This window comes from Pseudomonas sp. Eth.TT006, from assembly GCF_054456575.1.
Genome location: NZ_JBTJEN010000006.1, coordinates 274,709 through 299,024, shown reverse-complemented (window position 1 = coordinate 299,024; position 24,316 = coordinate 274,709). Strand labels below are relative to the sequence as shown.

Genomic DNA, 24,316 nt, shown 5'->3' with positions numbered 1-24,316 from the left:
CAGGGGCGGCTCGACATTCTCGCCGCTGTCCCGTTACTCCGTGAGATCCCGCCACATATGAATCTTGTCGAAGTAGTCCTCGCCGACCCGCACCGCCAGCGGCTCCAGGCCAAACTGGCTAAAACCACAACGCTGGTAGAGGTTGAACGCCGCGTCATTGCCAGCGGTGACAGTCAGTTGCATGACTTTCAGCGCCGGGCGGGTTTGCGCTTCGGCGATAGCGGCCTGGACCAATTGCTGGCCCAGGCCGTGCTGGCGAAAACCGGCTGACACGTACATGCCAAACAGGGTCGACTTGTGCCGGGCCTTTTCTCGCGGCTCCAATGCCAAGCCGACGATGCCGGCCAATGTGCCGGCCTCGAATGCACCGAGCACCACGTCGAGCTGGCTGGTCAGCCGCCCTTCCCACCAGCTCAACGGCAGCACCGCGCGCTCGCGCACGCTGGAGGTGAACGCCTGCGGATGGCGGTCGTAGGCCTCCAGCATCAGTTCGCGATAGGCCAGCGCATGACTGGCGTCCAGCCGTTCGATCCACATGTTCAGGCCGCCCGCCGTTGTTCAAGCATCAGCCGCACCGCCAGACCGCCGAGCACCAGGCCCATGACATAGCGCTGGATGGCCAGCCAGGTCGGGTTGCGCACGAACCACGAAGCAATACCCGCCGCGAACAGCGCGATCAACAGATTGACGCTGAAACTGACGCTGATCTGGGTCAGGCCGAGGATGATGCTCTGGGCGAACACCGAGCCGTGCTCGGGGGTGATGAATTGCGGGAACACCGAGAGGTAGAACACCGCGATTTTCGGGTTCAGCGCACTGGTGAGAAAACCCATGCTGATCAGTTTGCGGGTTGAATCCGGGGGCAATTGCTGCGCCTCGAACGGCGAACGCGCACCGGGTCTGACCGCTTGCCAGGCCAGCCACAGCAAATACAGGGCGCCGGCCCATTTCAGCACTTCATAGGCCAGCGGCACCGCCAGAAACACCGCGGTCAAACCGGCCGCCGCGGCGAACATATGCACAAAGAATCCGCCCACCACGCCCAGCAACGAGGTGACCCCGGCCTTGCGGCCCTGACAGATCGAGCGCGAGATCAGATAAATCATGTTCGGCCCCGGCGTCAGCACCATCAACAGCGCGGCAGCAGCAAAGATCAGCAGGTCTTGAAGCGGGATCATGGCAAAGTCCCTTGCGTGGATGATCAGGCGAGCGCGGTCAGCGAGTTGCGATAAAACGGCAGGATCAGGTCGCGTGTCAATGGCGCCAGAACCACAGCAGGATCAGTGGCCGGATCGACCCAGATCACCTCCTCGATTTCGGCCGCCGGCGTGACCTCGGCATCGATGGTCACTTGAAAGATCTCGGCCTGCACGATGCACCCCGGCTCATTGGCCGCCGGTGCCGAAAACTGCCCGAGAAAAGCCGCCTGCGCAGGATCGATCAGCAGCCCGAGTTCTTCTTCCAGCTCGCGGGACAGCGCGTGCAGCGGCAACTCGTGCGCTTCGATCTTGCCACCCGGCTGCATGAACGCCGCCGTGCCGCGCTTGCGTACCAGCAGGGTCTGGCCTTTGGCGTTGAGCAACAGCGCGGCGGCGATGCGGATGAGCGGCGATGAAACAGCAGATGCAGACGACATGAATAACCCACAGGCCCGAAGAAAGGCGCAAGGATCCCATGCGCGCACTGCCAACGTCACCTTTGGCCAGCATCAGCCCTCGGCAGCCAGCGCTCCCGCCCCCTCCTCCGGCACTTTGACGAACACCTTGTACTTCGCGCCTTCCATGGCCTCGAAGGCAATCAGTTTCTCCACCAACGGCGCGCTCAACACCTTGCCGGCATTGAGCAGCAGCATGCCGTTGTCGGCATTGAGGTTGCGCGCCAGGACCATGCCGGCAGCCAGTTCGCGGGTGCTCAGCACCTTGACCGTCGGATCGGCCAGCGCGATATCACTGAGTACCGTCGCACACACCTTGATGAAGTCCTCGACCAGCTCCGGATCGTAGAGTTTACCGGCGTATTGGCGCAGATAGAGCAGCGCTTCATCACCGTTGAATTTGCGCTCCAGGATCAACCCGCACTGCAACTCGACGAAGTCCACCGCCAGTTTGAGCAAGCGTGAGCCGAACGGAATCGCCTCGCCCTTGAGGTGATCCGGAAACCCGCCGCCATCCCAGCGTTCCTGGTGATGCAGAATCAGCTGCGCGGCATCCTTCATCGGGTCGAGGGTCATCAACAGCGATTCGCTTTGCTTCGGATAAGCCCGATAAAGATCGCGCTCGGTGTGCTGCAAGCGATCCGCCGGGGCGACGATCATGTTGTCGGTCCAGCTCAACTTGCCGATGTTGTACAGCGCGGCCGCCATCGTCAGGTCACGACTGCTGGCCTCGTCGACGTTTCGTGCCTTGCAGTAGCCGCGCACCAGTTCAATGATCTGCCGGTTGGTCTGCTTGGCCGGCGGCAGACGCAGGTTGGCCAGCAAGGAAAACACCTCGGTGCCGGTGACATAGCTGTGCTTGAGTTCCTCGTAGGCCAGATCGAGCATGTCGGCGGTCTGCTGCAGCTCGGCGGTGCGCGCAGCCACGTGTTTTTCCAGGGTGCTGTTGAGCAGCTTGAGCTGATCGTTCTGCGCCCGGTTCAGACGCTCCAGGCGTTCTCGCTCACGTTGCAGATGCTGGTGTTCCAGAGCCTGACGCAAGGTCAGCAGCAACTCTTCGTCATTCCACGGTTTGCTGATGTAGCGGTCGATCTGCCCGTCGTTGACAGCCTTGATGATCGCCTCCGGGTCGGCATAACCGGTGAGCATGATGCGTTTGGTGTGCGGATAAAGCTCGCGGACCCGGGCCAGCAACGTCGCGCCGTCCATGCCCGGCATGCGCGCGTCGCTCATCACCAGATCAACCGGGCGTTGCTCCAGTATTTCCAGCGCCTGGGCGCCGCTGGTGGCCAGCAAGACTTCGTAGGGCTGAGCACGCAACAGGCGCCGCAGACTGTTGAGAATCGACTCTTCATCGTCGACCAGCAACACCGCTGGCCGCGGGGCCGCAGGGGATGTGGATTGCTCTTCCATGGCGTGACCTCAAGCGAATCGGAAAAGATGAACGTACCGCGGATCTTCGACCTCGCCCGCGTGCCAGATAAATGCTAGATGATTTTTTCCGGTCGTCACGCCAGCAGCGACTTATCCACAGGCAGGCAAAGTTGCAATCGTCGATCTATGCTCAATCCACAGGTAGCCCAGAGCAGCCTGCATGCAGGCATTTGATGAGGGGATAAGGATGCTCCCGTTAACCCAAGTGGTTGGTTTTGCAGGTCATGCGGCATGAGTGCGCAATCGTTGCGGGTCAATCGCCGCGTGCTCATCGTCGACGACACCGCGTCGATCCACGATGATTTCAAGAAAATCCTCTGCCCGGCCGCCGCCTCGGACGGCGGCCTGGATGAAACCGAAAACCTGCTGTTCGGTACATCGGTTGCGGCGCCTGCCCTACACTTCGAACTCGACTCGGCCTATCAGGGCCAGGAAGCGCTGCACAAACTCGAAGCGGCGCTCGCTGCAGAGTCCCCATACGCCATGGCCTTCATCGACATGCGCATGCCGCCGGGCTGGGATGGCCTGGAAACCATCGAGCGCCTGTGGCAGCTCGACCCCAAGCTGCAAGTCGCGCTGTGCACGGCCTACTCCGATTATTCATGGGAGGACATCGATGGGCGACTGGCGCTGAACGATCGCCTGCTGATCCTGAAGAAGCCCTTCGACGCCATCGAGATCCGGCAGATGGCCAGCGCACTGACGGTCAAATGGCAGATGACCGAAGACGCCGCGCTGAAAATGGAACAACTCGAAAAAGCCGTGGAACAACGCACCCGCGAGCTGTCCGACGCCAACATCATCGTGCAGAACAGCCCGACCATTCTCTATCGGCTGCGCGGCGAGCCGTCGTTCCCGTTGATGTACATCTCCCACAACATCACCCGTTACGGGCACACCGCTGCCCAATTGGTGGGGTCGCCCAATTGGGCGCAGACACTGATTCATCCCGACGACCAGGCCAGCGTCGACATGGCCATGGGCCGGGTGCTGGACCGGCACGCGCAAGGGGCCACCCTCGAGTTTCGCCTGCGCACCGGTGACGGCCAGTGGCGCTGGGTGGAAAACCGCTACATCCCGGTACGCGATGATGAAGGACGCCTGCTGGAAGTCGAAGGGATCATCATCGACATCACGGAACGGCGTCAGGCCGAGGAAAAAATGGCTCAGCTCGCACGCACTGACGGCCTGACCGGGCTGGCCAATCGCGCCACGCTGATCGAGCGCCTGCATCAGGCGTTTGCCGCCGCACGCCGGGGCGCGGCGCCGTTCGCCGTGCTGTATCTGGATCTGGATCATTTCAAGCGGATCAACGATACCCTCGGCCATCCGGTGGGCGACTTGCTGTTGCAGGAAGTCGCCCGACGGATCAAAGCCTGCGTGCGGGAAAACGATGTGGTCGCACGCCTGGGGGGTGACGAGTTTGCGCTGCTGCAACTGGATGTCAGCGATCCGACCCAAGCGGCCACCGTCGCCGCGAAAGTCCGCGATGCGCTGCTGGAGCCGTGTCATCTGGCCGGCAACGCGTTGCGCATATCGGTCAGCATCGGCATCTGCATGTACCGCGCCAACAGCCTGGACGCCGACAGCCTGCTGGCGGGCGCCGACATGGCGCTGTACCGCGCCAAGGAAACCGGACGCAACCAGTATCAGTTCTACTCCGAGGAGCTCACCCGAGAAGTGGCCGAACGTATGGTGCTCGTCGATGAGTTGACGACGGCGATCCAGCAAGGCGGGCTGAAGCTGCAATACACCCCGGAAGTGGACATGAACAGCGGCAAGATCCTCGGCATGGCCGCGCAACCGGTCTGGGATCATCCGCGCCTCGGCCTGCTGCCCGCCTCGGCGTTCGTGCCCGCGGCGGAAAAGACCGGAACGATCATTGCGCTGGGCCGTTGGGTGCTGGATCAGGCCTGCTGGCAAATGGGCGCCTGGCGCGACGCCGGGGTGGCACCGCCGGTGATGGCGATCAAGGTGTCCCTGGCCCAACTCAAAAGTGGTCCGGAGCTGATCTACGACGTGCTGCGCACCACCGCACGCTGGTCCCTGGCGCCGTGGGATCTGCGTTTCGACGTCACCGAGGCGACACTGGCGCAGACCAAATGGACCCACAATGATCTGCTGCCGCGCCTGCGTGAACTGGGGGTGACCATCGCCATCGATGATTTCGGCACCGAGTACTCGTCCTTCGACTGGCTGAAGACCTATCGGGTCAATCACCTGAAACTGGCGCAGAACCTGATCGCCAGCGCCGCGCAGGATGAAGCCGGCGCCAACACGCTGCGCGCCATCGTCAATTTTGCCCGGGATCTGGACATCGGCATCATCGCCGAAGGGCTGTTGCCGCAGGAACGCAGTCCTTCGTCGACGCCACCACTCGGTAGCGCGACCGGGCTCAGTTACGGTGCAGCGGTCAGCCCGGAACAGGCCTCCCGCTTGCTCCGGGACAGCCACGCCGTGACGCCGCCAACGGGGCAGGATGACGGATGAAAACGCCCTTCGCCCAGACCAACCGGCGCATTCTGATCGTCGACGATACGCCGGCGATCCACGCCGACTTTCGCAAGATCCTCAGCCCGAATACTGGCGGCGAGGCCGAACTCGACAGTCTCGAGCAAACCCTGTTCGGGACGTACCAGGCCCCGCATCTGACCTTTGAGCTGGACTCCGCCTATCAAGGCCAGGAGGCATTGAACCTGGTCAGACAAGCCGTGGCCGATGGCCGCCCTTACGCCCTGGCATTCACCGACATGCGCATGCCGCCCGGCTGGGACGGGCTGGAAACCATCGAGCAGTTGTGGGGCGTCGACCCCCACCTGCAGATCGCCTTGTGCACGGCCTACAGCGACTACAGCTGGGAGGCGATGGCGGAAAGGCTGGAGTTCGGCGACCAGTTACTGATTCTGAAAAAACCGTTCGACTCGCTGGAAATCCGCCAGATGGCCAATGCGCTGACCTGGAAATGGCAGCTGGCGCAGGACGCCGCGCTGAAGATGCTCAGTCTGGAGCGCACCGTCGAAGCCCGGGTCAACGAACTGCTGAAAGTCTCCCATCTCCTGCAATACGACGCCCTCACCGGCCTGCCCAACAGCACTCTGCTCGGTGATCGCCTGTCGCAGTTGCTGGCCGCCTGCCGCCGGCATGACAAACAACTGGTGGTGATGTTTCTCGGTCTCGACCGCTTCAAACGCATCAACGTTGCCCTCGGGCACCCGGCCGGCGATGAAGTGCTCAAACGGGTCGCTCGATTATTGCAGGGCAGTGTGCGTGAATCGGATTCGGTGTTCCGCTACGGCTCGGACGAATTCGTGGTGATCCTCAGTGACATCCGCCACCCGCAGCAGACGCGCGGCATCGCCGAAAAACTGCTGGCGACCGTGAAAACTTCGCAGACCATTGCCGGGCATGACGTCAGCATCACCGCAAGCCTGGGCATCAGCCTCTATCCCGATGACGGGCTGGAGGCGATCGACCTGATCAAACGCGCCGAAACCGCGATGCACAACGCCAAGGAAATCGGCCCCGACACCCTCGGTTTTTTCATGGAGGCCATGAACCAGCGGGCGCGTGAGCGACACAGCCTGGAATCAGGCATTCGCCAGGCCCTGCAACGCAATGAATTCGTCCTGCATTATCAGCCGAAAATCGCTCTGGACAGCGGCCGTGTGGTGGGAGCCGAAGCGTTGATTCGCTGGCAAAAGCCCGATGGCGAGTGGGTCTATCCGGCGGACTTCATCCCGGTGGCCGAGGACAGCGGTCTCATCGTGCCCCTGAGCAAATGGGTGTTGGCCCAGGCCTGCCGGCAGACCCGCGACTGGCAGGAGGCTGGGCTGCCGCCACTGGTGATGTCGGTGAACACCTCGGCCATCGACTTCCGTCAGCGCCATTTCGTCGACGGCATCGAGGAGGTGCTGCAGCAGACCGGACTCGATCCGCACCTGCTGGAACTGGAAATAACCGAAGGCGTGCTGATGCAAAACGTCGACGCCACGGTCACCGCGCTGAACCGCCTGAAAGCGCACGGCATCCGCCTGGCCATCGACGATTTCGGCACCGGTTATTCGAGCCTGAGTTATCTGCGGCGTTTCCCCATCGACGTACTGAAAATCGACCAGTCGTTCATCCGCAACCTGAGTGGTGACGGCAGTGATGCGGCACTGGTCGGGGCCATTATCAGTCTGGGCAAGAGCCTGAACCTGAAGGTGATTGCCGAAGGCGTGGAAACCGCTGAACAACTGGCCTTTCTCAAATCCCGCCACTGCGAGGAAGGCCAGGGCTATTACTTCAGCAAAGCCCTGCCGCCGGAAGTCTTCGCCCGATGGTTGGCGACGGGCGTACCAGCCCCTTGGCAGTCTTTGTGATTGACCCGAACAATAATCCAGCCCTGAGTCAGGGAGACGCTTGCCGATGAATGCTGCCTGTTGTGCACTGTTGCTTTTGCTCTGCGGACTCGGCACCAGTGCCCTCGCCGCCCCACTGGATGAACCGCTCAAACCGCTGCCGGACTTCGCCAAAGAAGATCCTGCACGGGTCAAACTGGGTCGCCAGTTGTTCAATGATCCACGGTTATCGACCAACAACACCTTGTCCTGCGCCAGTTGCCATCAACTGGACAAGGGCGGTGCTGATACCCGCGCCTTTTCTCTCGGGTTCGATGGTCAGCCGCTGCCGGTCAACACGCCCAGCGTGTTCAACGCGCGCCTCAATTTCCGCCAGTTCTGGGACGGCCGGGTTGAAACGCTGGAGGAGCAGAGCGAGAAAGTCATTACCAGCCCCCACGAAATGGGCAGCGACTGGAAAACCGTCCTGCAGCGGCTTTCCGACGATCCGGGTTATCGCCAAAGCTTCAGCGCCGCCTACCCGGACGCCGTGACCCAGGCCAATATCCAGAACGCGCTGGCCAGCTACGAGCGCACGCTGCTCACCCCGAACTCGCGGTTTGATCAGTATCTGAAGGGCAACACAGACATCCTGACCCTCGATGAAAAATACGGTTATCAGCGCTTCAAGGATTACGGCTGCATTGCCTGCCACCAGGGCGTGAACATCGGCGGCAACATGTTTCAGAAGTTCGGGGTGTTCGGCGATTACATCGCTGATCGCGGCAATCCGACTGTGGCCGACCAGGGTCGTTTCAACGTGACCGGTGACGAGGCTGAGCGTGCGGTGTTCAAGGTGCCGAGCCTGCGCAACGTCGCCCTGACCGCGCCGTACTTTCACGACGGCTCGGCGCCCACACTGGAACGTGCAGTGGACGTTATGTTCCAGTACCAGTTGGGGCGCCCGCCCAATGCAGAAGACAAACGGTTGATCATTCTGTTTCTCAAGACTCTGACGGGCCGCCTAGAGGACACGCCATGATGAACGTTTCGCGCCGCGCCAGCCTGATGCTGGTCGCGGGTATCACCGTGGTCATGGCCTCGATACTGGTCTTTCTGTACCTCAAGTCCAGCTCGGAACAGACCACGACCTACACCGAATCCCGCGACCTCATCCGGCAGATCAAGCAGCAGGACTCCGTGTGGGAAAACGAAATTCTCAAGGCCCGTGTGGCGATTGCGCACAACTACGATCCGCTGGTTTCGCCAATGAACGAAATCAATCGACTGTGGCAGCGCTTCGAAGCGACGGAATCAAATCACGGACGCAACGACGCCGGGCATTGGGAAGACGCCCACTCAGGGTTTCTCAAAGCCTTGCAGGACAAGACCCGACTGGTGGAGCGTTTCAAATCGCACAACGCCCTGTTACGCAATTCCCTGGCGTTCCTGCCGACCGCGGAAGACGACATCCAGGAGCAACTGGCGGCGCTGCCGGACCTCGACAAACTGCAACTGCAGAACATCGCCACCGACACCTATGACCTGCTGCTCAGCACGCTGGAGTTCGCCCAGGTCACCTCTGACGACAAGGCCGCCGACATCGAAGTAGGCTTGAGCAAACTGGCGGTCAACGCCCAACGCCTGCCCGACAGTTTTCAGATGCCGATCAAACTGCTCAGCAATCACATCGGCCTGATCCTGCGCGAGCAACCGATCGTCAACGATCTGCTGGAACAGATCGAAGCGGTACCCTCGGCCGAGCGCCTCGACAACATCACCGCCCTGCTTGATCGGGACCAGCAACGGGTGGAGCAAAGCAATCGGCAGTACCACTTTTACCTGCTGCTGTTTTCCGTGCTGCTGATGCTGTCGTTGTTGTGGCTGGCGATCAGTCTGATCCGCAGTTTTGCCGAGATCCATCGGATCAACAACGCGTTGCAAACCGCCAACGAGGATCTGGAGCTGCGGGTCGAGGAGCGCACCCGGGAACTCAAGAACGCGCAGAGTGAGCTGCTCGATACCGCCCGCCAGGCGGGGATGGCCGAGATCGCGACCAACGTGCTGCACAACGTCGGCAACGTGCTCAACAGCGTGAACATCTCCTCCGACCTGATCGCCCGCAAACTGCGCGCGAGCAAGACCCAGGGGCTGGGCAAGGCGATGCAGATGATCAACGAACATGCGGACGATCTCGGCGACTTCCTGAGCCAGGACCCCAAGGGCAAACTGCTGCCCGGCTATCTCAATCAACTGGTCGGCGCCATTGCGGCGGAGCAGCAGGAAATGGTCGACGAACTCAGTCAGATGAACAAAAGCGTCGACCACATCAAGGACATCGTCGCCACCCAGCAATCCTATGCCGGGGCCAACAGCATGACCGAACCGCTGTTCATCAGCGAGCTGCTCGAAGATGCCCTGCGCATGAACGCCGGCGCGCTGACCCGCCACCATGTCACGGTGGTCAAGGAGTACGCCGAGGTGCCGCAGGTGATGGGCGATAAACACCGGCTGTTGCTGATTCTGATCAACCTGATCAGCAACGCCAAATACGCCATGACCGACCTTGCCAACCGACCGCGCACCATCACCCTGGGCGTGCGGATCGTCGATGAGCATTTTCTGGAAATCAGCGTGAAGGACGACGGCGAAGGGATTGCCCCGGAGAACATGACCCGGATCTTTGCCCACGGCTTCACCACCCGCAAAGAGGGCCACGGCTTTGGTCTGCACAGCTGCGCCCTGGCGGCCATCGAGATGAATGGCCACCTTGTCGCCCACAGTGACGGGCCTGGCCAGGGCGCGTTGTTCACCCTGCAGATTCCGCTGATTCCGGTGACGGAGAACGCATGAAACAACTGTCGAACCGCCGCATTCTGTTGATCGACGACACGCCGTCGATTCACGACGACTTTCGCAAGATTCTCACGCCCGCCGCTGCTGGCTCTGCCGAGCTGGATGCCATGGAAGCGTCACTGTTTGGCGCACCGGCCAAAGCTGAACAACCGGTATTCGAACTGGATTCGGCCTACAGCGGCGAGGAAGGGCTGGCCAAACTGGTTCAGGCGCTGGACGCGCAGCAACCGTATGCGCTGGCCTTCGTCGACATGCGCATGCCCGGGGGCTGGGACGGCGCCGTCACCATCGAGCATTTGTGGGAGAAAAATCCGCAATTGCAGATCGTCGTGTGCACGGCGTACTCGGATTATTCCTGGGACGAACTGCTGGAGCGGCTGAACGCCCATGACCGTTTGCTGATTCTGAAAAAGCCCTTCGACAACATCGAAGTCCAGCAAATGGCGAGCACCTTGCTGACCAAGTGGGAGATGACCGAACGGGCCTCCATGCAAATGCATGAGCTGGAACGCCAGGTGGATCAGCGCACTGCGCAGTTCAAGCAGGCGAGCGAAGCGTTGCAGCGCGAGATCGACGAGCGCAAACAGCTTGAGGGGCAATTGGTGCAATCGGAAAAACTCGCCTCGCTGGGGCAACTGGCTGCAGGCGTCGCCCACGAAATCAACAACCCCATCGGCTTTGTCGCGTCCAACCTGCGCACGCTGGATGGCTACTTTCAGCAGTTGCTGGAAATGCTCGACGTCTACCACACCGCCAGCCAGACGATGGCGCCGGACACCCAGGCGCAGTTACAGCAACTGCGCGAAAAAACCGAAGTGGATTATCTGCGCGAAGACGTGCCGGCGCTGATCAGGGAGTCCCAGGACGGCATCGGCCGGGTCGGGCAAATCGTCAAGGACCTGAAAGACTTTTCCCGGGTCGACAACCAGCAGCAGTGGCAATTTGCGGACCTGCAACACGGTATCGACTCGACCCTGAACATCGTCGCCAGCGAACTCAAATACAAAGCCGATGTGGTCAAGGAGTATCAGCCAATGCCGCAGGTGGAATGCCTGCCTTCGCAAATCAACCAGGTGGTCATGAACCTGGTGGTCAATGCGGCACAGGCCATGGGGCCGGAGCGCGGCACCATCACCCTGCGCACCGGACAGCAGGATGAAATGGCGTGGATCGAAGTCGCCGACAACGGCTGTGGGATTGCCCAGGAAACCCTGCAGAAAATCTTCGATCCGTTTTTCACCACCAAACCGGTCGGGCAAGGTACAGGCCTGGGACTGTCGCTGTCTTACGGCATCGTGAAAAAACACGGAGGGCAGATTACGGTCAACAGCGCACCCGGCGCCGGCACGACCTTTCGCGTCGAACTGCCGCTGCGCCAGACCCGACCGGCCGCGTGAAAACCAGGGGGGATTTGCGCGCCGGGCGATGAAAGATTGCCCGGTGACTGTCGGTAGGCCAGTATGCGCAGAGTCCGAATCCAGGGAAACCGTATGAGCCTGTCACTCCTGAGCCGCTACGCCTTCTTTGCCGTCTGCGTGATTTTCACCCTCGCCAGCCTGCCTTTCCTCGAACACGACTGGCTGTGGCCGATCACCGCCGTCACTGGGGTGTTGAGCCTGATCGGTCTGTTCGATCTGCTGCAAAGCCCGCACGCGGTGCGCCGCAACTACCCGATCCTCGGCAATATCCGCTATCTGGTCGAAGGCATCCGCCCGGAGATCCGCCAGTACCTGCTCGAGTCCGACAGCGATGCCCTGCCCTTCTCCCGCGCCCAGCGCTCGCTGGTCTATTCGCGGGCGAAAAATGAAACTGCCGACAAACCGTTCGGCACGCTGATCGATGTGTACCAGTCCGGCTTCGAATTCATCGGCCATTCGATGCGCCCGGCGCCGCTGAGCGACCCGAGCAGTTTCCGCGTCACCGTCGGCGGCCCGCAGTGCACGCAGCCGTATTCAGCGTCGGTGTTCAACATCTCGGCGATGAGTTTCGGTTCGCTCAGTGCCAACGCCATCCGCGCGCTGAACCAGGGCGCCAAACTCGGCAACTTCGCGCATGACACCGGCGAAGGCAGCATCAGCCCGTATCACCGCGAACACGGCGGCGATCTGACCTGGGAGCTGGGCAGCGGCTACTTCGGCTGCCGCACCAGCGACGGCCGGTTCGACCCGGAGCGCTTCGCGGTCCAGGCGCAGAACCCGCAAGTGCGGATGATCGAGATCAAGATGAGCCAAGGCGCCAAACCCGGCCACGGCGGGATCCTGCCCAAGCACAAGGTGACCCGGGAAATCGCTGACACCCGCGGCATCATGATGGGTGAAGACTGCGTCTCGCCATCGCGCCACAGCGCGTTTTCCACGCCGATCGAAATGATGCAGTTCATCCAGCAACTGCGTGAGCTGTCCGGCGGCAAACCGGTGGGCTTCAAGTTCTGCCTCGGTCATCCGTGGGAGTTCATGGGCATCGCCAAGGCCATGCTGGAAACCGGCATCCTCCCAGACTTCATCGTCGTCGATGGCAAGGAAGGCGGCACCGGCGCCGCTCCGGTGGAATTCACCGATCATATCGGCGTGCCGATGCGCGAAGGCCTGCTGTTCGTGCACAACACCCTGGTCGGGCTGAACCTGCGCGACAAGATCAAACTTGGCGCCAGCGGCAAGATCGTCAGCGCCTTCGACATCGCCAGCGTGCTGGCCATCGGCGCCGACTGGGCCAACTCGGCACGCGGCTTCATGTTCGCCATCGTTATAGCCCCTATACTAGACAAACTAGTAAGTCGATCCCTCATGACTCGGTAGAGTTTTCTCACAGATAATGTGCTTTTTTACCTTTCATCGCCCGCGATTTGACACACCTCGGAACCTCTCCTAAGCCTTACATACCCCCAACTAGTATACTGACAGCGCCATGGCGAGACGGTCGATGCACACCATCATCGAGGTGAACACTGTCGAAGGAACAGTGGGCAGTTCCATTCCAGTCCTTATCCTCGAGAACGGCGATATCAGCCTCTTGGCGCTTGCTTGGGTCAGAGAGCAGAAGCTTCTTAGAGATCTGGGCCCGATCTCATTAATGAAGTCAACTGAAGCAGTTGGCCGACTTTATGATTACTACACCATTGTTGAGAAAGGCCGGTCATTTACCGCTGATCAACTTGAGCGAATGTTACTCCGATTCGTTGAGGCTAGAGAATTTGGTAACAAGGAGCTGGGTTGGACTTCCGGCTCTGGAAATGTTGCTTATGAAGATTACAGACTCGTAATGTCGTTCATCGATTTCTGTACAGGAAATTTTTCACACATCCCGATCAACCCCAAGGAACTCAAACTAGTAGTTGACATTGGAATAAAGGAACAGCAGGCCATTTATTCTAAGATACCCATAAAAAAACTTGGGATAAACTTTATCACCTGACGCCAACCACTCTCGAAGGACAGGGAAAAGTCTTAGTCAGGAGAAGAGCAATTCGTCGTAAAAAACAAAGAAGAACAACACACCCAAAATATTTCCCTCCACAAAAAATTTTATCATTAATAAAATCTGTCACTTCAATCCGAGACAAACTATTCTTACTCCTAATCTTCTTCGGGGGACTAAGAAAATCAGAGCCATTCCACCTATTTGCCACAGACATTAGAATTAAAAAAAACTCCGCCATTGTGACACTTGCTGACCCTGTGACCGGAAAGTATGAGTGGAGCGACGCTTTCTTAGGTAACCAAAGCGGAGATAGGCAGGAGTTTCTCGCGCAACGCTACGGACTTGGACCAAGAAACAAACTCGGACTAAAGCATCCGCTACATGCTGGCTGGAAGTATATAACATATGAGAGCGATCGAAATGAAGCAACATTACAATGGCTTTTACCAGAAATAGGAATGTACTTCGCCGCTCTTCACAAAAAATACATGAAAAATGTCAGAAACCACATTAGCGATGACCACCCTTACTACTTTGTGAACACTAGAGAAGGCCCTGACTTTGGCCAGCCTATGACCATGTCAAACATGGACAAAATCTTCACTCGCGCCGTGAGAAAAATCGGACTTTCAACAAGCGACGCCGGAGTCAATCCGCACGGAGCACGTCACTTTTTCGGATATTTCTGCGCATCATACCTGCGTCTCACGCAAGAGGTAACACAAATACTCATGCGACACGCAAACATATCATCAACTCAAGTTTATTACAGGCTAGATATCGAAATAGCAAAAACCGAGTTAGAAAAAGGACAAAAAATACTTGCTGACTCCATACCTGATTTTTGCCAGGAAGCCTCACACTTACTGGGCAACGACAGATATGACCATTAAATCATACAAAGCTCCTATTTCAGGCAGAGTCACGTTCTTAAATACCGACACTCAAAACGTCGCTCTATTAGGCGATATTAGAAAGGATGAACTAACGGAGTTCGTCCACTTATACGAAGAAAAAAGAATAAGTGAATTTTGGCATGAGTTCATCCTCCAAATCGCACCTAGCGGAGATAAGTTAATCGGATTTGAGAGCCACGAAAGAACTCCCACTAGCGGCGCATCAAGCGGGCCGCGTTATCTTAAGACTGAATTCCTGCAAAACATACTAAACAGCACTTCAAGGGGAAAAAAATTACTTGCAGAGATGGCGAACATCAGCGTCAACCAGCAAAAGCAATTACTTACTACCAACATGCCCAAATCAAGAAACGAATTACTTAAGACCGTAAGACATATTAAAGGAGTTCTCGCACATAGCTTCTTGGACATTCTCAACAACAGCGTCTCCGCTGAGGATTTCATAAATAAAGTTTCATCAACCCTGACCAGCTCCAACAAAACCAATAGATCACACTACAGATGCTTCGAACTACTGACTTTCCTCTGGGACAATAATATTGTTCTTTTCCCTCCTGACTTGCGCCAATGGGTCAATAACAACAAATGGTTACTACTTTGCGACTCAGCCTACTGCGAGAATAAGCAGAACATAGCAAAATCGATATATATGCCTCCTGAAGCTCTAGGATATGCCGACAAAAGCTTATCTTTCGCCATAACAGCTTTGGCCTGCTCAAGCATTCGACTTCCAGAGGACATTAATCCTGATTTAGTTTACGACTTTGAAAACATTGTAGAAGCAAATCTTCGCGCCTTTTACTCTTCCGACTCTAAAGGCAGGTCATTGGTCAGCGATACAGGACGCCTTAGAACAACGACCCTTGCTTTTTTGAAAATGTATAATCGCCTAAACCCTGGAGCAGAGGTGGAGTTGGAGCGGAAAACAAGGAAGAGTCGGTGGGGTGATAACAGGAGCAGGACAGATGGGAATTTTTTATGGCTTTCTGAAGATCACCCTGAACTAACAGAGTGGGCTAAAACCTTTCACTTATTTACCAAGTCCCGAACGACTGCAAGGGTATCCACAGTCATAGATGTTCTTAACTATCTCGGTGATTTTCTTTGCACTCTTGAATCTCCGCCTTTGGCTCCTTGGCTGACTGACAGGCGCACTCACATTTACGACGCAACTCTCATCAACAATAATACGTATTTTGAATATTTACTAAAACAATCTACGAGCACAAAACGCAGCAACAGAAATATTTCCACCTTAAGGGGGTATTTTTCTTGGGTTCGGGACTATCTTGATGCAACTAATCGTCAGGACTTGAGCTTATTTCCAGAGCCGATTCTTTTGTCCGACTCCCTTGGAAAGCAAACGGCACCTGCCAAGACACATAGAGACTCGCTCCCACCCTACATTATCAACGAAATGAAGGGAGCACTGATCGAAAATGACTTCGAATTTCCTAAAACTTATGGCAGATCCCTAGCTCACGTTCTCGATAACGAAACAGGATACCATGTCAGAGTTTTCTATCCCGGCTTAGCCATTTGCATGTACACACTTTTGGACACGCCTATCAGGAGCCATCAAGCACGCTGGTTAGACTCAGGTCAGCTAGATGAATTTATATATAACCCTTCAAAAGAAAAATACGAGGTAAATACTAGCAAGTTCGCTATACACAGCCGAAACGAAGCAGTACTGCGCATGCAGAAAGATGGTCTGCGAGCTGAAGAAAGTTTGGTCATGTGGATAAACACCAACAAAACTGGTGCTTATGACAAGGCCAATAATGGCTATATCATACCTTATGTATCTCCAAAACTTTCAAAACTACTTCAAACCCAGCGCGAATGGCAGATACGTTATCTAGCGGAACCTGCCGAACCTATTTCCTATCGAATCTATCAAGATGATGTTCGTGAGCTCAGCAGGCAAAAAATAGTCGCTGGCCCAGATGTTTGCCCACTTTTTCGAGACCCTGGAAGAGCCGATTCTCGCCTTCCGCTTGACTACCAGAAGCTTGCCAGATTTTACTCAAAATTACTTGAAAAAACTCAGCAGCGAATATACTCAAAGTATGGGCAGCAGCTGAAACTTGTTTCAAAAGATGAAGACGGGAAACTCAAATGGGTTGTCGACCTTCACTCTCTCAGGGTGAGCGGAATAACCAATCTAATTGAAGCTGGCGTCCCACTAGAAGTTGTTCAAATGTTTGTAGTCGGCCACCAAGTTCTAGTCTCTACATTGCATTATCTAAAGTATTCTCCAGCAAAGCTAAGACAGTTTCTAGAGATAGCTCATGAACGAATGATTAACGACCAGGATTTTGTCGGCTCCGAAATTTTTGCCCAGTCACTTGAAGAGCTTGCTCCATTTTTGTTGACCCCAGAAGGCCCTGGCTTAGGGGCTGGCATTGATGCGTTGATGCTCGGTGATGGAATTTGGACGATCAATCCAGATGGAATCTGCCCAGGAACATCATGTAGCACGGGAGGAGTGCTTGAGGTGCCCGCGCAAAATAAATACGGGCCCGTACCCGGGGGTCAGCGTTGTGGTCTGTGTAGATACTGGGTTACGGGCCCTGCGCATATTCTTGGCCAAATCACGACTGTGAATAACTTGGCCTATGTTATCCGAAAGAAAGGACAAGAAGTCGCCAAGCTCAACGACCAATGTCTCGATGCGGAAGACAAGGGAGAGCAGAAGGAAGCTCGCCGTCTGCGTGATCGTGTGGATTTGCTCAATAGAGAATTGGAAATCGACATCAACGAATGGGCATCTCGGTATCAATTTGCTCAGCAATCTTTACTAATATTACAGGACTACATCGAAGCCAAGAGTAAAATCATTGCCACTGACAAGAACGTCCCTATTCCATTTCTTACTAGAAGTGACGCGCTTGAGTTGAAAATCACCATGCAGCAATCTCACGAATTTGCACTTCTCGACCAGATAACCCAGATGAGCAAATTCACTACGGGATTTTCCAATAGGGAAGCGGAGATCGACAAGCATCAAATATTGTCAAAGATGATGGTCGCCAATGGCATTCAGCCATTCTTGCTGACACTAAATGAAGCGCAAGCACACGAAGCCGGCAACCTCTTGTCTTCTCTAATTCTTCAGAAAGTTGACTCAAGCTGTCTTAATGACGTGCTGACTGGAACTAAACCGCTCAGTGAGTTTCCAGCTCTAGATAACGTTATTCAGAGACTTGCTCTGGAGGCCTCCTCTGAGAAATCCCTTCAAAAAGATAATTTGAATCAAATTGCACAACTATTGGACGAAAAAAATGTAGATGTTACCTCTTCAGGCGAACAACAGGGTGAGGACGAGGAATTGTTCGGATGACTACTCATGAGACCCTAGAAGCACTGTATGCCCACTTGATTGAGGGCTCCTCAAACCCTAGGCAGAAGGAGTCACTGGCACGCATCAAGAAGGCCGCTGACTATCTAGAAGAACAGCGTATGAAAATTTCACCCACAGCTATTGAGCGGTATTGTATTGATAGAGATTGGGGTGGGCCCAAGGCACAATCCATACGAAACTCTCAAGCGCTAAGCCACTACGTCAAAGCCCGAACTTCCGGCCAGACACTGCGGATCCAGAAACGAGTTGGAGACAAAAAGCCTCTCATTCCAGACGAGACTATCCGTGCATATGTCCAACTGCTGGAGGATGAGAGAGATCAGGCTATTGCCAGCCGCGTCAGAATCGAGGCGGGCCTACGTAAGCTGCCCGGCATACCCATCGATGAGCTAATCCGAGTAGGGTTTGGTGGGGTGCCGAATCCAAACGCAATGCCCGAACCTCAAATACACATCCCACCTGCAGCACGAGAAGCAATCGCTATTCTATTCAACGAAGTCGCATTGAATAACGTAGGGCTACAACTACATAAGGATCGGGTTCGCCAGAATGTCACTTTGAACGTCTTGCTGCATAAACACCATATGGTCGCGTTACGCTCGTTGATTTTATCGCCAGGTGTCAACAGTGATGCGATCGAAGCCGAAGAAACGATTTTCCCCAAAGGTGACTAAATGGCGAACTCCCAAGAAAACCTTGAGATTTTCCAAGCTTGGGTGTCTTCCAAAAGCCCTGAGGATTTCCAGTCAATCGTTCACCGGGGCGCACTGTCCAGAACTGAAATTGCTATCCAGTGCGGATTCGCTAAATCCGTTCTGGCTCAGAACCCCAGGATTAAACGCCTACTTGTAGAGCTGGAAGATCGTCTCCGTTCCGAGGGTGTACTACCTATCAAATCGGGGATACACGGAGCGGGTAACGGGCCAGATGTTCAGACTGGAACAAACCATCACCAACACCCCACGGCTTCAAGCGAAAACACCAATCTTGAGCCCACGTACACTTCAAATGGCGGCGGACAGGAGCCCACATCCCGCAAACTCGAAACAATTGTGCGCCGCCTCCAATCCGAAAACGCCAGTCAGCGTGCGGAGATCCAGGAGCTCCGACGACAACTAGCGAAACTGTCGGCGATACAGGAAGCCCTCGCCACGACCGGCAGGCTCCCTCGATGAACGCCAAGCCCTTCGTTCAAAGACGCATCCGAGTACTTTCAATCCGAAGCGTCAACCCGCTCGGCCATGGCGGCTACATTTTCTACGGCGCCGCCATCAATCAGGACGGGAGCACACAGAACAACGAGCACTACGTGGTTTCCGTTCCAAACCGCCTGCACATCACCACATCGGTGGAGGTTGGCCAGTGGTGGGACGTGACGGGCACACCCAGCAGTTATGTCCGCGAACACAACGGCTTCAAAATCCCGGAGCGACAGATCGATGCTCAAGACGTCAGGCTCGTTCTGCCCAGCGGACACCACATCGTTACCCTACTTGCTCATGGCGATCGATTCGCAGGAATCGGCATTTCTAAAGCGACTCGGCTGTGGGAGCACTTTGGTGAGCAGCTGTATGAACTGCTGAAGAAAGGTCGCGTTGATCTCATATCTTCCGTCCAAGGGGTCAGCGAAGCTGCCGCCTCTGCCCTCATTAGCGGATGGAAAAGCTATGGCGATTGCAGCATCGTCCAACTGCTGCACTCCCATGGCATCCCGCGCATGGTCACCGAGAATGCGCTGAGCCACTTCGAAGATAAGCTCGAAGAAGCACTACGTGACGATCCTTATCGCCTCCTGTCCTTCTGTGGTTCCTGGCGTAGCGTCGACTCGCTTGCCAGGGGCCATTACCGTATTGCGACAGATGACGAGCGCCGAGTAAGCGGCGCCGTAGAGGAAGTGCTTTACCGACTGTTCAATGAAGGTCATACAGCGCCGCCCGAGTATTTGGTATCGCAGCGCCTGCACCTTCTTCTGAACGAAGGCGGTGAATCATCGTCCATGTCCACAGAGTTTGCTCTGCTTCAGGCTCAACAGAGCGGCAGGTTGCTGCGCGTCCAAGGGGGCAGCCAATTGCAGCAGATGGGTGCCTGGGTAATGGAGTCCTCTATCGCACGCGTAATCGCTGAGCGCCTAGAGTCCACCCTCTTCGACCTGTTCCTGCCGCAACCTTCTGCACAAGCTTCCGATTGCACCGACAACTACCGAGACTCCCTGGACAACGACACACAAAACCGCCAGGACATCCAGCTCACTGATGAGCAACACCACGCGATTCAGACGATCGTGCACCATCGCATGGCGCTGATCAGTGGGGGCGCCGGCGTGGGGAAGACGACGTTACTCAAAGCTCTCTATCGTCATTTCGATGCAGCCGGTATCAGTGTGATTCAAGCTTCCATCGCTGGTCGCGCGGCGCAGCGAATGAAGGAAGCAACCCAACGGCCAGCCCGTACCCTGGCAAGCCTTCTGTACTCAAAGTCGCTGCAATTGACCGATGAGAAAAGCATTATCGTCATTGATGAAGCGAGCATGGTGGATGTCATCACCATGTACCGACTTTGCCTGGCCCTGCCGGATGGGGTTGGATTGTTGTTGGTAGGGGATCCTGATCAGCTCATGCCCGTGGGGCCAGGCTTGGTGTTCCATGATCTGGTGAATGACCCAAGGATTCCCCACGCTCGTCTGACTCAAATCATGCGACACGGCAATGACATCGCTGGGTTCGCCCAATCGATTCGCCAGGGGATCTGGCCTCACATCAGCCGGGAAGAAACAAGCACGGTCGCCTTTCTATCAGCCCCCTCGCTCGCGACCTCGTTCAACCAAGCCAACAACAACCTCCACCAACGCATCGCTAACGACATTGTCCGGTTGTTCATGAAGGCCCCGCAGTCCACGCAAATCCTGTGCTCTCTGCGCAATGGTGTGTTGGGGGTCAAGTTGCTCAACCTTGCATGCCAGGAAGCAATGGGCGCGAAAGCTCAAAGGCTGCGCGTTTGGAGCGCTGATGAAGAGAGTAATGTCGACACTGGCTTCAGACTGGGTGACCCCGTTGTATGCACAAAGAATCTGTGGGGTATAGGGATACTGAATGGCTCTCTGGGACACATCAGCGAGATTGAGGAACGACCTCGCAGGTTGCTGGATGAAAATGGCATCACCATAGGATTCGCCATTGCCTGGGTAGAGTGGGACGATGGAGAAAAGCGGCCCATCACCACTGAGCTTTTGCCATTTCTAGAGCTGGCGTATGCCCTGACCGTTCACAAGGCTCAAGGCTCACAATGGCCTATCGTGATCGTACCGATAACAGCAAGCAGGCTGCTGGATCGGAGCCTGCTCTACACCGCCGTCACTCGGGCTCAACACCAGCTACTTTTGCTAGGCGATGAACCCGCAGCGCGCATGGCCGTAAGTCGTCCCCCTAAGTCAAAGCGACGCCACACGGCCCTACGCCATCATCTCTCAGCGGAACAAACACTGCCCACCACACATCCGTCGTTACCACCTCAACCATAGTTCGGTAGGAATGCTCGAACCTACCCCGATATCCCGCGCAAACCGCTGGAAGCCCACGCCATGCTCCTTTGCAAATTGGTGGACGTAGTCTGAATTGAACTCAGTTTGATAGGCGATGAAATCGTATTTGGAAATGGTGTTTTGGGTGTAGTTGATCAGGTAGTAGCTCATCTTCAGCGAACATTGATCAGGCAAGTCATTGGAGAGCTGCATCGTGAGACCAATACCACCGTAGAGATGCATAGCTATCACTGCGGATAGCCTTCCGGTCGATGTCTGGCCGTAGGAGATGTTCACGCAATGGTGTCCCTCTGGCACGCTACCGAAAGTTTCAGCCTTAGTCTTTTCATCCAGGAAATTAGTGCGATGAGCTTCTGACTTCCCAAAAATGAAAGCTTTTACAGCATCCAGATCAGGATGCCTGGCCGCGTCCAAGCCGGCGTCTTTCGCCAAGAAATTGATCCCGATCTTTGCGACAACGCGATCGCAATCAGACGGCCACCCAAGGCATGTAGTGGACACGATGGGTTGCTGTATCGCTTGGTCTTGAGCGTTTTCTGCCTGCGCCACGATCCCAGGCAGCGTGCGCCGGATACTACCGAGTACCCCACTTATGGCTTGAGTAGACTTCGCCTTGATGGCCACCTGCTTGCCGGTTCGCTGATACAAGCATGCATCAGCATCGACCTTCTGGTTGATAGTCGCTTCGATCCAGATAACATCTTTTGGGGGCTTTTCGGCACCCTCCCTGGAGATGAAGTGATAGGCCTTTCCGTTAAAGCGATAACGAGAAACGAAAAATTTGTTTCGGGTGTTCGAGTTGTTTTTCTCTATGAGCTTCAACTCGTCTTTTGAAAGCAAAGCAGTTGCCCGCTTCAGAAAGCTGAGCAGGGCGTCTTTGGTGGGAGACGTGGTAGTAATCGTTTCGCCCAAAACAAAGATTTGAGGCAACACCTGCGCGTTGAAACCAGCCACGTACGCGGCCTCAAGAAGTCGCCCCTCCTCATCCAAAATATGGGACTCAACAGGATCAAACGTTGGGGGCTCACCATCACGATTTTTTGCTTGGTGAATGACCCGAGCGAGTCCTACTACCGACCGACGCTGAAAGGTGCTCTCAATCCCAGAAAATCCGTTATTGCAGTCACCACAAACACCGGCCTTGAGTAAATATCGGGAGTCATCCCCACCGAGTCCTGCCGGGAAAATGTGCTCATCTGTGAAATATTTGGGTTGATCGCAGTAAATGCATTTTTCTTCAAGTTCACTCATCAATCGGCAACCTTTTCGTCCTGATTAGAATGGCTGGAGCGATACAGCCTGCTCCCTTAGTCGCAACTGTTACCGGTTGCCGATGCTCATTCGCCGCCAATAAACTAGCTAATTGCTCGTCTAGCAGGTATGAATATTTCCGCGAGTCCCGCATCGAGCATGACGTTGAGCAAAGGTTGGCAGGACACAAACCGGCTGCCCTTACAACGCGGTCACTTGTTCAGGCTGACAATTCACTTTTGAAGGATCATCAATGATGCCGGCGTTACACCTGTTCATCGACACCAACATTTTCCTCAATTTCTACTCTTTTCCAGACGACAAGCTCGAAATTCTTGATGAACTCATCGAACTCACAGCACCGGGGCAGATGACTGTTCACCTACCTAAACAAGTCGAGAATGAGCTCAAACGCAACCGGGAGTCGAAACTGCAATTTGCAATGTCTGATTTCAAGAAGGCCCAGATTCAGACTGCCATACCACACCATATGCGCGGAACTGAAGCTGCAAGACAGTTCGACGAAGCGGTAAAGAGCGCGGAGCAGGCTAAGAAAGTCCTGATTGCGAATGCGACATCTCTCGCGTTACGTAACGAATTGGAGGTCGACCAGAAGCTCGCTCGGTTATTCGAAAAAGCCTCCCGCCACCCTGAAGACGATGCGCTGTACCAGAAAGCCCTCGTACGAATGAACAAAGGGAATCCACCTGGAAAAGCGCAGAGCATTGGAGATAGATATATCTGGGAAACGCTGCTTGCCCGCGTTCCGGACGGCGATCTGTTCATCATTTCGAAAGATGGCGACTATGCATCTCCACTGTCAATGGACAAAACCAGCCGCCCTCTCGCGTACCTCGCTGACGAATGGACTGAAACGAAGGGTGGCGGCAGCTTGACCATTTTCAGAACAATCAACGACGTCGTGGGCTATTACAAAAATCTTCAGACTCAACCTGATGCTGAGGATCTCCTACCTGCCGAAGTCCAGGAAGCTCCGCAGGCCCCGGAAGTGGTACAAGAAGAGCAAAGACCTATCCCTGAAGCACCTGCGCGTGAGATCGAAAATGTAGTAGCGCAACGGGAGGTTGTCCCTGCAGTACCACGGGACGAGGTTGAGGTCGCGATTATGGACTTGGTGGACAGTGGAGCCTTCTCCACCACCCACGATGCGGTCGCGAACTTGAATAGATATCTCCCGCACCTGACCAAACAGGATGCCGAACGGCTATTTCAAGCCGCCAGCGACAACAGCCAGATTCGGTGGATCCTCTCTGACGAAGACGTCAATGACCTCTATCTATCACTGGTCACTCGCTGGGTCACCGAAGTGGATCGGGAGCTTGCGGACAGCATCATCGACTTACTAGGGTTGTCTCCCGAGACGCCAGAGGAAGAGTCGACAGAGTGAAGTCGCGAGCTCCGGTCTATGAGCGCTGACTTGCCGTTACACTCAGAAAGCGAGATATCATGTAGCCATTACCAATACCCAGCAAGGATGGCTGGGTAGGCGCCTAACTGGGCGTCCCACTTCATCTGAAGAGCCGATGGCAAGCAAGGAGCACC

Annotated in this window: 17 protein-coding genes and 1 pseudogene; 13 read left to right on the top strand and 5 right to left on the bottom strand. The window is 55.8% G+C overall.

Going from position 1 to position 24,316, the window contains the following annotated elements; genetic code table 11:
* Nucleotides 1-33 precede the first annotated feature (33 nt).
* The 4 genes from ACXR0M_RS12585 to ACXR0M_RS12570 all read right to left on the bottom strand — a co-directional run bounded on the left by ACXR0M_RS12585 (nt 34) and on the right by ACXR0M_RS12570 (nt 3,067).
* The gene (locus ACXR0M_RS12585) at nt 34-537 is read right to left on the bottom strand and encodes an N-acetyltransferase family protein (RefSeq protein ID WP_458832175.1); all 504 of its coding nucleotides are present in this window, start codon (nt 535-537) and stop codon (nt 34-36) included.
* A gap of 2 nt (nt 538-539) precedes the next feature.
* A complete protein-coding gene (locus ACXR0M_RS12580; RefSeq protein ID WP_458832174.1) occupies nt 540-1,178 on the bottom strand; it encodes a LysE family translocator in 639 nt (212 codons plus the stop codon).
* A gap of 23 nt (nt 1,179-1,201) precedes the next feature.
* Nucleotides 1,202-1,636 (bottom strand): NUDIX hydrolase, encoded by a 435-nt coding sequence (locus ACXR0M_RS12575; RefSeq protein ID WP_458832173.1) that lies wholly within the window; start codon nt 1,634-1,636, stop codon nt 1,202-1,204.
* A gap of 72 nt (nt 1,637-1,708) precedes the next feature.
* Complete coding sequence (locus ACXR0M_RS12570) at nt 1,709-3,067, bottom strand: HD domain-containing phosphohydrolase (RefSeq protein WP_458832172.1); 1,359 nt, start codon at nt 3,065-3,067, stop codon at nt 1,709-1,711.
* A 252-nt stretch (nt 3,068-3,319) separates the two neighbouring features.
* On the opposite strand from ACXR0M_RS12570, the gene ACXR0M_RS12565 reads away from it, so the two are divergent.
* The 12 genes and pseudogenes from ACXR0M_RS12565 (at nt 3,320) to ACXR0M_RS12510 (ending at nt 21,481) form a co-directional block, all read left to right on the top strand.
* Nucleotides 3,320-5,578, top strand: a complete 2,259-nt coding sequence (locus ACXR0M_RS12565; RefSeq protein WP_458832171.1) for a GGDEF/EAL domain-containing response regulator — start codon at nt 3,320-3,322, stop codon at nt 5,576-5,578.
* Entirely contained in the window at nt 5,575-7,449 is a 1,875-nt protein-coding gene (locus tag ACXR0M_RS12560; RefSeq protein ID WP_458832170.1) for a putative bifunctional diguanylate cyclase/phosphodiesterase, read from the top strand. Before ACXR0M_RS12565 ends, ACXR0M_RS12560 begins: the two co-directional genes overlap by 4 nt.
* A 46-nt stretch (nt 7,450-7,495) precedes the next feature.
* Nucleotides 7,496-8,449 (top strand): cytochrome-c peroxidase, encoded by a 954-nt coding sequence (locus ACXR0M_RS12555; protein WP_458832169.1) that lies wholly within the window; start codon nt 7,496-7,498, stop codon nt 8,447-8,449.
* Nucleotides 8,446-10,260, top strand: coding sequence for a DAHL domain-containing protein (locus ACXR0M_RS12550; protein ID WP_458832168.1), 1,815 nt, complete (start codon nt 8,446-8,448; stop codon nt 10,258-10,260). The genes ACXR0M_RS12555 and ACXR0M_RS12550 overlap by 4 nt, the downstream gene beginning before the upstream one ends.
* Complete coding sequence (locus ACXR0M_RS12545; RefSeq protein ID WP_458832167.1) at nt 10,257-11,660, top strand: ATP-binding protein; 1,404 nt, start codon at nt 10,257-10,259, stop codon at nt 11,658-11,660. The genes ACXR0M_RS12550 and ACXR0M_RS12545 overlap by 4 nt, the downstream gene beginning before the upstream one ends.
* A gap of 93 nt (nt 11,661-11,753) precedes the next feature.
* A pseudogene (locus ACXR0M_RS12540) lies at nt 11,754-13,004 on the top strand (FMN-binding glutamate synthase family protein); the annotation flags it as partial.
* Nucleotides 13,005-13,182: 178 nt separating this feature from the next.
* The gene (locus tag ACXR0M_RS12535) at nt 13,183-13,674 is read left to right on the top strand and encodes a hypothetical protein (RefSeq protein ID WP_458832166.1); all 492 of its coding nucleotides are present in this window, start codon (nt 13,183-13,185) and stop codon (nt 13,672-13,674) included.
* Nucleotides 13,675-13,919: 245 nt separating this feature from the next.
* A complete protein-coding gene (locus ACXR0M_RS12530; RefSeq protein ID WP_458832165.1) occupies nt 13,920-14,573 on the top strand; it encodes a tyrosine-type recombinase/integrase in 654 nt (217 codons plus the stop codon).
* On the top strand, nt 14,503-17,943 hold the full coding sequence (locus ACXR0M_RS12525; protein ID WP_458832164.1) for a VPA1269 family protein: 3,441 nt from the start codon (nt 14,503-14,505) through the stop codon (nt 17,941-17,943). Before ACXR0M_RS12530 ends, ACXR0M_RS12525 begins: the two co-directional genes overlap by 71 nt.
* Nucleotides 17,940-18,638 (top strand): hypothetical protein, encoded by a 699-nt coding sequence (locus ACXR0M_RS12520; RefSeq protein WP_458832163.1) that lies wholly within the window; start codon nt 17,940-17,942, stop codon nt 18,636-18,638. Before ACXR0M_RS12525 ends, ACXR0M_RS12520 begins: the two co-directional genes overlap by 4 nt.
* Nucleotides 18,639-19,139, top strand: a complete 501-nt coding sequence (locus ACXR0M_RS12515; RefSeq protein WP_458832162.1) for a VPA1267 family protein — start codon at nt 18,639-18,641, stop codon at nt 19,137-19,139.
* On the top strand, nt 19,136-21,481 hold the full coding sequence (locus ACXR0M_RS12510; protein WP_458832161.1) for an ATP-dependent DNA helicase: 2,346 nt from the start codon (nt 19,136-19,138) through the stop codon (nt 21,479-21,481). The genes ACXR0M_RS12515 and ACXR0M_RS12510 overlap by 4 nt, the downstream gene beginning before the upstream one ends.
* Here ACXR0M_RS12510 and ACXR0M_RS12505 read toward each other — a convergent pair.
* Nucleotides 21,464-22,753 (bottom strand): hypothetical protein, encoded by a 1,290-nt coding sequence (locus tag ACXR0M_RS12505; protein WP_458832160.1) that lies wholly within the window; start codon nt 22,751-22,753, stop codon nt 21,464-21,466. The two genes, ACXR0M_RS12510 and ACXR0M_RS12505, sit on opposite strands and share 18 nt — an antisense overlap.
* A 253-nt stretch (nt 22,754-23,006) precedes the next feature.
* Here ACXR0M_RS12505 and ACXR0M_RS12500 point away from each other — a divergent pair, with 253 nt between their 5' ends.
* Nucleotides 23,007-24,161, top strand: coding sequence for a PIN domain-containing protein (locus tag ACXR0M_RS12500; protein ID WP_458832159.1), 1,155 nt, complete (start codon nt 23,007-23,009; stop codon nt 24,159-24,161).
* Nucleotides 24,162-24,316 lie beyond the last annotated feature (155 nt).

Excerpts from the sequence above, each read along its gene's own strand:
- ACXR0M_RS12585 (WP_458832175.1), bottom strand. The coding sequence starts at position 537 with ATGTGGATCGAACGGCTGGACGCCAGTCATGCGCTGGCCTATCGCGAA.
- ACXR0M_RS12580 (WP_458832174.1), bottom strand. The coding sequence starts at position 1,178 with ATGATCCCGCTTCAAGACCTGCTGATCTTTGCTGCTGCCGCGCTGTTG.
- ACXR0M_RS12575 (WP_458832173.1), bottom strand. The coding sequence starts at position 1,636 with ATGTCGTCTGCATCTGCTGTTTCATCGCCGCTCATCCGCATCGCCGCC.
- ACXR0M_RS12570 (WP_458832172.1), bottom strand. The coding sequence starts at position 3,067 with ATGGAAGAGCAATCCACATCCCCTGCGGCCCCGCGGCCAGCGGTGTTG.
- ACXR0M_RS12565 (WP_458832171.1), top strand. The coding sequence starts at position 3,320 with ATGAGTGCGCAATCGTTGCGGGTCAATCGCCGCGTGCTCATCGTCGAC.
- ACXR0M_RS12560 (WP_458832170.1), top strand. The coding sequence starts at position 5,575 with ATGAAAACGCCCTTCGCCCAGACCAACCGGCGCATTCTGATCGTCGAC.
- ACXR0M_RS12555 (WP_458832169.1), top strand. The coding sequence starts at position 7,496 with ATGAATGCTGCCTGTTGTGCACTGTTGCTTTTGCTCTGCGGACTCGGC.
- ACXR0M_RS12550 (WP_458832168.1), top strand. The coding sequence starts at position 8,446 with ATGATGAACGTTTCGCGCCGCGCCAGCCTGATGCTGGTCGCGGGTATC.
- ACXR0M_RS12545 (WP_458832167.1), top strand. The coding sequence starts at position 10,257 with ATGAAACAACTGTCGAACCGCCGCATTCTGTTGATCGACGACACGCCG.
- ACXR0M_RS12535 (WP_458832166.1), top strand. The coding sequence starts at position 13,183 with ATGCACACCATCATCGAGGTGAACACTGTCGAAGGAACAGTGGGCAGT.
- ACXR0M_RS12520 (WP_458832163.1), top strand. The coding sequence starts at position 17,940 with ATGACTACTCATGAGACCCTAGAAGCACTGTATGCCCACTTGATTGAG.
- ACXR0M_RS12515 (WP_458832162.1), top strand. The coding sequence starts at position 18,639 with ATGGCGAACTCCCAAGAAAACCTTGAGATTTTCCAAGCTTGGGTGTCT.
- ACXR0M_RS12510 (WP_458832161.1), top strand. The coding sequence starts at position 19,136 with ATGAACGCCAAGCCCTTCGTTCAAAGACGCATCCGAGTACTTTCAATC.
- ACXR0M_RS12505 (WP_458832160.1), bottom strand. The coding sequence starts at position 22,753 with ATGAGTGAACTTGAAGAAAAATGCATTTACTGCGATCAACCCAAATAT.
- ACXR0M_RS12500 (WP_458832159.1), top strand. The coding sequence starts at position 23,007 with ATGATGCCGGCGTTACACCTGTTCATCGACACCAACATTTTCCTCAAT.